This is a genomic window from Shewanella sp. 10N.286.45.A1 (assembly GCF_041470405.1).
Classification (GTDB): Bacteria; Pseudomonadota; Gammaproteobacteria; order Enterobacterales; family Shewanellaceae; genus Shewanella.
The window spans coordinates 24,602-33,541 of sequence record NZ_JBFRMK010000081.1 but is presented as its reverse complement, the minus strand read 5'-3'; the positions used below and the strand labels follow the sequence as shown (position 1 = coordinate 33,541).

Sequence of the window (8,940 nt, the reverse complement as noted above, 5' to 3'; positions counted from 1 at the left end):
AGTGAACGGCATTACGCTATGGGTGGGTTACTTGCGATTCTTGACCCACATAACACCCGCTGCAATAACGACTAATAATGCCAGAGCAGGAGCTAGATCCATAAAATGATGGAATAAGCCAATGCCACCATGGCCTTCATGTGCAAATGCTAGCGTTGGAGTGAGTAAAGCTGTAGCAAGTATTAGAAACCTACTCATATTGATGTCCCTTTGTTTAACGGCTGAATCATATCACTTTTACATTAATGCTAGGTAAAGTGCTTCCTATTTAACTAGCCTAAAATCAAACAAAGTGAGTGAACTTGATGTCGATCAATCCAGGGGTTCTTTCACTTATTAGATCTAGCTTTACATGATTTAGATCACATCTGTATAGAAAACTATGACAAATAGTCTCACTTCTCGTCAATCCAGTGAGCTTGAATAGCTTCCAAAACCCGTTCATTACAATGGTTAGGATCATCATCAAAGGCGCCGAGTTTCATCACCCACTCACAAAGATCAGTAAAGCCAAAAATCTCAGGGTTAATATCTGGATACGTTTCTAAAAGCTCTAATGCAATGTCTTGCGAATCAATCCATTTTAGTCCCATGCTGATCCCCTTCAATGCTAAGTAATTTGAGTATAAACCAATTCTAGTACCGGCAAGATAGCTTGAGTGGAATTGCTGAAATTATTGCAAAAAAAACCAGTAGGTTCACTACTGGTTTAATTCTGAAACTGACGGTCTAGTGACCTTCGCTAACCATGTTTATGGTGTACTTTGGTATTTCGACGACTAAATCACTATCTGGGACTTTTGCTTGGCAAGACAAGCGACTTTCGGGTTCGAGTCCCCACGCTTTATCTAACATGTCGTCTTCGAGCTCGTCACTCTCTTCTAGCTCATCGAACCCTTCACGCACGATGCAATGACAAGTCGTACATGCACAAGATTTTTCACAAGCATGTTCAATCAAAATACCGTTGCGCAGTGCAACATCTAATACCGTTTCGCCTTCAGTGGCTTCGACAACTGCGCCATCGGGACATAAATCTTCGTGAGGTAAAAAAACTATTTGTGGCATATTGAAACCTATATATTGTCAACTGACTGGCCTTTAAGCGCCAGTTTAATTGAATTATCCATACGCTTGGCAGCAAAGTCCTGCGTCGCGGTATCTAATGCTTCGATTGCTTTTTCGATAGCATCTGTATCTTGTTCGCCTGCAAGCTGCGCTAGCGACGCCATCGCGCCTTGAATGCCATTAAGCTCATCAGTCGTCAGCAATTGACCATCTTTGTTCAACGCTGCGCTCAATGACTCTAGCACCCTTGCTGCTTCGACTTGCTTCTCGGCTAACATACGACGAGAGATATCCTCTTTCGCATTCGCCATAGAATCTTTAAGCATGCTTCCAATTTCAACATCTGATAAACCAAATGATGGTTTAACCTGAATGGTTGTTTTAACGCCGGTCGACTTTTCCATTGCGGTCACACTTAACAGCCCATCAGCATCAACCTGGAAGGTCACTCGAATATGTGCAGCGCCTGCCGCTAACGGTGGGATCCCTTTAAGCGTAAACCTAGCAAGTGACCGACAATCAGCAACGAGTTCTCGTTCACCTTGTACGACATGGAATGCCATAGCCGTTTGACCATCTTTAAAAGTGGTAAACTCTTGGGCCCGAGCAACTGGAATAGTGGTGTTACGAGCAACCACTTTTTCTACTAAACCGCCCATGGTTTCAATACCTAAAGAAAGCGGAATAACGTCAAGCAAGAGTAAATCGGACTCAGGCTTATTACCAACCAAAATATCAGCTTGAATTGCGGCACCAATTGCAACAACTCGATCTGGATCGATTGATGTTAGCGGAGTTTTACCAAAGAAGTTAGCCACCTCTTCTCGTACTAACGGTACGCGAGTTGAGCCGCCAACCATCACAGTTTCTATCACTTCATCGCTGCTTACACCTGCATCACGTAATGCGCGACGACAACTAGAGACTGTCTTCTTAACTAATTTACTGATCATGTCATCAAACGTTGTACGAGAAACATTGAGGGATAAGTCATTCCCGTTGTCATCTGTAACAGTTGCAGTTGTACTGTCACCATCGGTTAATGCTTCTTTCACCTTACGCGCTTCGATAAGTAGCTTACGGCTTAAGCCCGCACTCACCTCAGCTAATGACCATTGCTGTTGGAAGTAGGCTTGTAGCATATGGTCGAAATCATCACCACCGAGCGCAGAGTCACCGCCAGTCGCTAGCACTTCGAATACACCTTTGTTGAGGCGTAAAATTGAGATATCGAATGTACCACCACCGAGATCGTAAACGGCGATAACTCCCTCTTGACCAGAATCGAGTCCGTAAGCGATTGCAGCAGCTGTGGGTTCATTAAGTAATCTAAGTACTTTTACACCAACAAGCGCCGCAGCATCTTTAGTGCCTTGACGCTGTGCATCATCGAAATATGCAGGCACTGTAATAACGACGCCTTCTAGCGTGCCGCCTAATGTCGATTCGGCACGCTCAACCAGCGGCTTAAGAATATCTGCAGAGACTTGAACCGGGTTTACTTTGCCTTTAGGGGTAATAAAAATAGGTAAACCATTGTCGCTGGCTTCAAAGGCATATGGCAGTGACTGAGTGCCAGACTGAATATCTTCTAGGCTGCGGCCCATGAAGCGTTTTACTGAAACGATAGTATTTTGTGGATCTTGCGCAGAAAAAGCTTCAGCTTCACGTCCAACAAATACGCGATCTTGGGTATAACGAACAACTGAAGGCAAAGAGTGATGTTCACTTTCATCGGGTAATGTATTTGCAACGCCACTTCTGACAGCTGCAACGAGAGAGTTAGTCGTACCTAAATCGATACCCACTGCCAATCGGTGTTGGTGTGGAGCTGCAGCTTGTCCGGGCTCTGCTATCTGCAAAAGTGCCATATATATCCAACTTAAAAAAATGTTGGCTCAAGCATATTGAGCCAACAGAATTATAAAATAACAACAAGCTGCTTAAGCTAGAAGCGCATCTTCTACTCGTGCTAACTCATCTTGTAATTTCGCCATAAACTTAAGTTTACGAATTTGGTCAGCCGCCTGCAAATGATCGGATGCTAAATCACTTTCCAACTGCACTTTGAGCACGGATGTGATCTGCTTAGCAAACGTATCAAACGAATCATAAAGCGCTTCAATCTCCGCATCTGGATCATTGCTATCGCTAATCTCTTCAAGCGATTCACGCCATTCCATCTGCTGCATCAAAAACTGTGTATCTTTTAGCGTAGTAGACTCGTGACTTAGCTCGATTCCCTTAAGGGCAAGCAAATGTTCAGCGCGTTGGATCGGGTTTTTCAATGTTTGATAGGCGTCATTGATTTGCGCAGTACGTTGCACTGACAATCGTTTATCTTGTTCGCTTGCATTAGCAAACTTGTCGGGATGAACCGCCCTTTGCAGTTCGCGGTAGCGTTCTGCAAGAATGGCGGTATCGACATCATAGGAAGGAGATAAACTAAACAGCTCAAAATAATTCATAGTTTAACTTTCAAAGCTTATACGGTAAAACTCTCACCGCAACCACATTCGCCTTTCGCATTAGGGTTGTTAAATTGGAAACCTTCGTTAAGGCCTTCTTTAACGAAGTCCAACTCAATCCCTTGAAGATAGACAAGACTTTTTGCATCGATGATGATCTTTACACCATCAACGTCATATAGTTCGTCATCGTCATTTAAGTCATCAACAAATTCAAGTACGTATGCCATGCCTGAACAGCCTGATGTTCTTAACCCTAAACGCAGACCTAAACCTTTGCCGCGGCTCACTAAAAAGCTTTTAACGCGTTCTGCCGCAGCGGGAGTGATACTAATTGCCATCTTAACTCCAGGTATTACTTCGATTGCTTAGTTTTATACTCATCCAGAGCAGCTTTAATGGCATCTTCAGCCAAAATCGAACAATGAATTTTAACCGGTGGAAGTGCTAGTTCTTCAGCGATATCGGTGTTTTTAATCGCACCCGCTTCTTCAACTGTTTTGCCTTTTACCCACTCTGTGACTAATGAGCTTGATGCAATTGCACTACCACAGCCATATGTTTTGAATTTAGCGTCTTCGATAATACCGTTATCATCGATACGCAGTTGAAGCTTCATTACGTCACCACAAGCTGGTGCGCCAACCATCCCAGTTACCACTGAAGAATCGTTCTTATCAAATGAACCAACGTTACGTGGGTTCTCATAATGGTCGATTACTTTTTCGCTATAAGCCATGATACTACTCCAATTTATCTATTCGTTATTATTGTTAAGGTTAGTGATGTGCCCACTGGACTGAATCCAGATCAATACCGTCTTTGAACATTTCCCAAAGCGGAGACATTTCCCTTAAATTACCAATAGATTCTGTAATTGTTTCTATTGCATGCTCGATTTCTTCGTCTGTCGTAAAACGACCAATTGAGAATCGAATTGAGCTATGTGCCATCTCATCATTTAAGCCAAGTGCACGAAGAACGTAGCTAGGCTCAAGACTTGCTGAAGTACACGCAGAACCCGATGAAACAGCGAGATCTTTAAGTGCCATCATCAAAGACTCACCTTCAACGAAGTTAAAGCTGACATTTAAGCTACCGCAATGTCTTTGCTCCATATCGCCATTGATGTAAGTTTCTTCAATGTGATTAATACCATTCCATAACTTGTCACGTAGACGGCGAATACGCTCGTTATCTGACTCCATATCCGTTTTGGCAATCGCTGCAGCTTCACCGAAGCCGACAATCTGATGAGTAGCCAAAGTACCACTACGCATACCACGCTCATGTCCACCACCGTGCATTGCTGCTTCTAGGCGAATACGCGGTTTACGGCTCACATATAATGCGCCAATACCTTTAGGGCCATACATTTTGTGAGCAGAAATAGACATCAAATCTACTTTGGTCTTCTGCACATCAATTGGCATTTTGCCTACGCTTTGCGCCGCATCGACATGGAATACAATTTTACGTGAACGACAAAGTTCGCCAATTGCATCGATATCTTGGATAACGCCAATTTCGTTATTAACCTGCATAATGCTGACCAGCAAAGTATCTTCGCGCATTGCAGCTTCAATCATTGCAACTGGGATAAGACCGCTAGCTTCAGGTTGAAGGTAAGTCACTTCATAACCTTCACGCTCTAGCTGACGACAAGTGTCTAAAACAGCCTTATGTTCAGTCTTGCTAGTGATAATATGCTTGCCCTTCTTCTGATAGAAGTGAGCAACACCTTTAATCGCAAGGTTGTCAGACTCGGTAGCACCAGAGGTGAAAACGATTTCACGCGGATCGGCATTGATAAGTTCTGCGATCTGGTTACGAGCAATATCAACAGCTTCTTCAGCTTGCCAGCCGTAACGGTGAGAACGAGACGCTGGATTACCAAAAATGCCGTCCATAGTCATACACTGCATCATTTTTTCTGCAACACGAGGGTCAACTGGCGTCGTCGCAGCATAATCTAAATAGATAGGTAGCTTCATCACACACTCCGTACTTTGTGGCAGCCATAGTGCTACCACTTACAACGTACAAAAAAATTATTTTTATGTTAATAACAGAGACGGCTAAATGCTGATTCTCTGTTCCTGCTGCAATTTATCTTGTTTTACAGAGATAAATTGCACATCTCTCTTTCGCATTAATCCGGCAAGCGAAATGCCGTTTAAAAAATCAGAAATCTGTGAACTCAGGTCGCCCCATAAAGAATGAGTCAGGCATCGCGTTCCGCTCTGACAATTCCCCTGCCCTTGGCAGCGTGTGGCATCAACTGATTCATCAACGGCTCGTACAACCATACCGACAGAAATTTCGCATGCATCTGTGCCTAAGCGATATCCGCCACCTGGGCCACGGACACTCGATACAAGACCATTTTTTCTTAGCTTTGCGAAAAGTTGTTCTAGGTAAGATAGAGAGATCCCTTGGCGCTCTGAAATGTCGGCTAATGGCACGGGACCATCAGTTGAGTGCATTGCAACATCTAGCATTGCAGTGACTGCATATCGACCTTTTGATGTAAGTTTCATTGCTACTACGTCTCCCAAAAAAGCATAGGCTAATTTCATCATACCCGAGTAATTTAGTCAAGTATTTAACCTAGTGGTTTGGTCAAGTATTATAAGGATCATGGCAGGAATTAAATACCCCGTCATTTTGCTGGGGTATTTAACCTGTTTATTAGGCAAGATTCAATGCCATTTATTAAAAATGGCGCACATAAAGCTAGATAATGGGATCAAACTCATCTAATGACTTCTGGCGCTTCTGTGCCGCGGCCAATTCAGCCTCACTAAACTCGTCAACTTCTAGCTCAGGGAGCTTCTCTGTGCAGACGCTACCGCCCAAAGTTTGTACTGCTTGACAAACTTCTTGCACTTTCGAATCCATTAAATGCATGTGATCTAACATTTGTCCGATCGCATTAGCAACAGGATCCGGGTTATCAGGCGCAACAGCGTAAGCATCAAAGCCATATTTTTTCGCCATCTCAGTACGTCGGTCGGTCTGCTCTTTAGATTGCTCTGTAGGACTAGCAACTGCACGACCAGGGATCCCGACCACAGTGGTATCAACAGGCACATCTTTGACAACCACCGAGTTAGAGCCAACACGTGCTCCATCATGCATGGTTATAGGACCAAGGATCTTTGCCCCCGCACCAATAACAACGTTATTGCCAAGCGTAGGGTGACGCTTTCCGGACTGCCATGTAGTACCACCGAGAGTGACTCCATGATAAAGTGTGCAATCATTGCCGATTTCAGCCGTTTCACCAATGACCACGCCCATACCATGGTCAATAAAAAAACGATCGCCAATCGTGGCTCCGGGATGGATTTCAACTCCAGTTAACCAGCGAGAAAATGTCGATAAACATCGCGACGTCAGTCGCCATTTACGTACCCAAAGCTTATTACTGATCCTGTGGATCCATATTGCTTGCATCCCTGGGTAATTGAACAGAATTTCAATTGTCCCATTCGCAGCGGGGTCTCTATGGTAAATAGACGCTATATCATCTTTTAGTCTCGCGATAACACCCATGCTAACTACTTCCCTTTACTTATCGTTACTGTCTTTTTTGGCGACAATCTTATCGACCGAAGTCAAAATTCCACGCAAGATATTCATCTCTTGACGCTCAATTCGAGCTCGGCTAAACAGTCGTCGTAACTTAGTCATTACCTGTCCCGGATGCTGTTTAACAATAAAATTGGTCGAAAGCAGCGTATTCTCCATATGCTCGAAGAAATTTTCACGCTCTTTTGAAAACGGATATTCATTATCCGGCTCAACAAAGCCTTCAGGCTTATTACTTTCAAACTCTTTTTGCACCTGAGCAAGATGTGCAACCCGTGCTTCATAACAGATGATTTGCACTGCTTGTGCTAAGTTAAGCGAGGTGTATTCAGGATTCGCTGGAATGGCGACATGGTAATCACAACGCTGCAGCTCTTCGTTAGTTAAGCCATTATTTTCTCGACCAAATACAATCGCTACCGGCCCTGTAAGCGCAGATTCAACTAGTTTTTCACCGGCTTCTCTAGGCTCTAACATTGGCCAATCTAGGGTACGACTGCGAGCGCTAGTTGCAATCACTAAACTACAATCAGCAATAGCTTCTTCAACAGAATCAACAGTAACAGCATGTTTTAATATATCTGAAGCCCCGGCCGCTAACGCCACTGAGTGACCATCTGGAGCAACCTTTGGCTCCGCCAAATATAGAGAAGATAACCCCATGGTTTTCATTGCACGGGCAGTGGAACCTATATTGCCAGGGTGAGATGTACCGACAAGAACGACGCGAATATTGCTGAGCATGAAATTACTTAATTTATATGAGTGAACACTTGAAAATATGTTACCACACAGCAGCAATTTTTACGTACACAAAAATCAGCATTTGATATAACCGAAAAAATGCGTATAATTCGGCTCCGATAATTTATATATCTGTTCTTTTACATCCAGGGGATTTGCAATGCTTCCAATGCATACTATTGCTGTGCGCGCCGCTCGCGCTGCCGGCCAAACAATTATACGTGCTTATGCAGAATTAGACCGTATTGAAGTAACTTCAAAAGGGACTAATGACTTCGTAACTAACGTAGATAAAGAAGCAGAAGCTGCAATTACCTACCAGATCCGTAAAGCTTACCCAGATCACACTATCATAGGTGAAGAGACAGGTGAGAACAAAGGCACGAGCAAAGATTACGTCTGGATCATTGACCCACTGGATGGCACTAATAACTTCGTAAGAGGTATTCCCCACTTTGCTGTATCTATCGCGATGCAGTTTAAAGGCAAAACAGAAGTTGCTGTTGTTTATGACCCAATCCGTGATGAGCTATTTTCAGCTGTTCGTGGTAAAGGTGCTAAATTAAATGACTTCCGTATCCGTGTTAAGTCTTCTAATGATTTAAGTGACAACATCATCGCCACAGGATTCCCATTCAAGGCGAAGCAACACACAGAAACTTACATGAAGCTTTTTGCCTCAACATTCACCCAATGTGCAGATCTTCGTCGTGCAGGTTCTGCAGCACTCGATCTTGCTTACCTTGCTGCTGGCCGAGTTGATGGTTTCTTTGAAATTGGTCTTAAGCCTTGGGATATCGCTGCGGGTGATTTGATCGTCCGTGAAGCTGGCGGTACTGTAACTGACTTTACTGGTAACCATAACTACCTGACTTCAGGTAACATTGTTGCTGGTTCACCAAAAACAACCACTGCACTGGTTAAGTCATTCCGCCCATTATTGAGCGAAGCACTTAAACGCTAGTAATCACTGCACATCTAGAGCAATCTAGATGAAGTGTTAAAAGCCGCCTTGTTTGGCGGCTTTTTTGTGTCTATCGCAATAAGACTATATAACTCGCTTGTT

General features: G+C 43.7%; 12 protein-coding genes. 1 reads left to right on the top strand and 11 read right to left on the bottom strand.

Features of this window, described 5'->3' with window-relative positions:
• Positions 1-27: 27 nt before the first annotated feature.
• The 11 genes from AB4238_RS07390 to trmJ all read right to left on the bottom strand — a co-directional run bounded on the left by AB4238_RS07390 (position 28) and on the right by trmJ (position 7,874).
• The gene (locus tag AB4238_RS07390) at positions 28-198 is read right to left on the bottom strand and encodes a hypothetical protein (RefSeq protein ID WP_371995201.1); all 171 of its coding nucleotides are present in this window, start codon (positions 196-198) and stop codon (positions 28-30) included.
• A 197-nt stretch (positions 199-395) separates the two neighbouring features.
• Positions 396-593, bottom strand: a complete 198-nt coding sequence (iscX, locus tag AB4238_RS07385; protein WP_372032552.1) for a Fe-S cluster assembly protein IscX — start codon at positions 591-593, stop codon at positions 396-398.
• Between the two features lie 136 nt (positions 594-729).
• Positions 730-1,068, bottom strand: a complete 339-nt coding sequence (gene fdx / locus AB4238_RS07380) for an ISC system 2Fe-2S type ferredoxin (protein ID WP_371995199.1) — start codon at positions 1,066-1,068, stop codon at positions 730-732.
• An 8-nt stretch (positions 1,069-1,076) separates the two neighbouring features.
• Positions 1,077-2,939 (bottom strand): Fe-S protein assembly chaperone HscA, encoded by a 1,863-nt coding sequence (hscA, locus tag AB4238_RS07375; protein WP_372032550.1) that lies wholly within the window; start codon positions 2,937-2,939, stop codon positions 1,077-1,079.
• Between the two features lie 72 nt (positions 2,940-3,011).
• A complete protein-coding gene (gene hscB, locus AB4238_RS07370; protein WP_372032548.1) occupies positions 3,012-3,536 on the bottom strand; it encodes a co-chaperone HscB in 525 nt (174 codons plus the stop codon).
• A 17-nt stretch (positions 3,537-3,553) separates the two neighbouring features.
• Positions 3,554-3,877, bottom strand: coding sequence for an iron-sulfur cluster assembly protein IscA (gene iscA, locus AB4238_RS07365; protein ID WP_372032546.1), 324 nt, complete (start codon positions 3,875-3,877; stop codon positions 3,554-3,556).
• 14 nt (positions 3,878-3,891) lie between these two features.
• Positions 3,892-4,275 carry a Fe-S cluster assembly scaffold IscU gene (gene iscU, locus AB4238_RS07360; protein WP_020911846.1) on the bottom strand — a complete coding sequence of 128 codons (384 nt, stop codon included), beginning with the start codon at positions 4,273-4,275 and terminating at the stop codon, positions 3,892-3,894.
• Positions 4,276-4,315: 40 nt separating this feature from the next.
• On the bottom strand, positions 4,316-5,530 hold the full coding sequence (locus AB4238_RS07355) for an IscS subfamily cysteine desulfurase (RefSeq protein WP_371995195.1): 1,215 nt from the start codon (positions 5,528-5,530) through the stop codon (positions 4,316-4,318).
• An 84-nt stretch (positions 5,531-5,614) separates the two neighbouring features.
• A complete protein-coding gene (gene iscR, locus AB4238_RS07350) occupies positions 5,615-6,076 on the bottom strand; it encodes a Fe-S cluster assembly transcriptional regulator IscR (protein WP_020911844.1) in 462 nt (153 codons plus the stop codon).
• Positions 6,077-6,272: 196 nt separating this feature from the next.
• On the bottom strand, positions 6,273-7,094 hold the full coding sequence (gene cysE, locus AB4238_RS07345; RefSeq protein ID WP_372032545.1) for a serine O-acetyltransferase: 822 nt from the start codon (positions 7,092-7,094) through the stop codon (positions 6,273-6,275).
• A gap of 15 nt (positions 7,095-7,109) precedes the next feature.
• A complete protein-coding gene (gene trmJ, locus AB4238_RS07340) occupies positions 7,110-7,874 on the bottom strand; it encodes a tRNA (cytosine(32)/uridine(32)-2'-O)-methyltransferase TrmJ (protein WP_372032543.1) in 765 nt (254 codons plus the stop codon).
• 160 nt (positions 7,875-8,034) lie between these two features.
• Here trmJ and suhB point away from each other — a divergent pair, with 160 nt between their 5' ends.
• The gene (gene suhB, locus AB4238_RS07335) at positions 8,035-8,838 is read left to right on the top strand and encodes an inositol-1-monophosphatase (RefSeq protein ID WP_372032542.1); all 804 of its coding nucleotides are present in this window, start codon (positions 8,035-8,037) and stop codon (positions 8,836-8,838) included.
• Positions 8,839-8,940 lie beyond the last annotated feature (102 nt).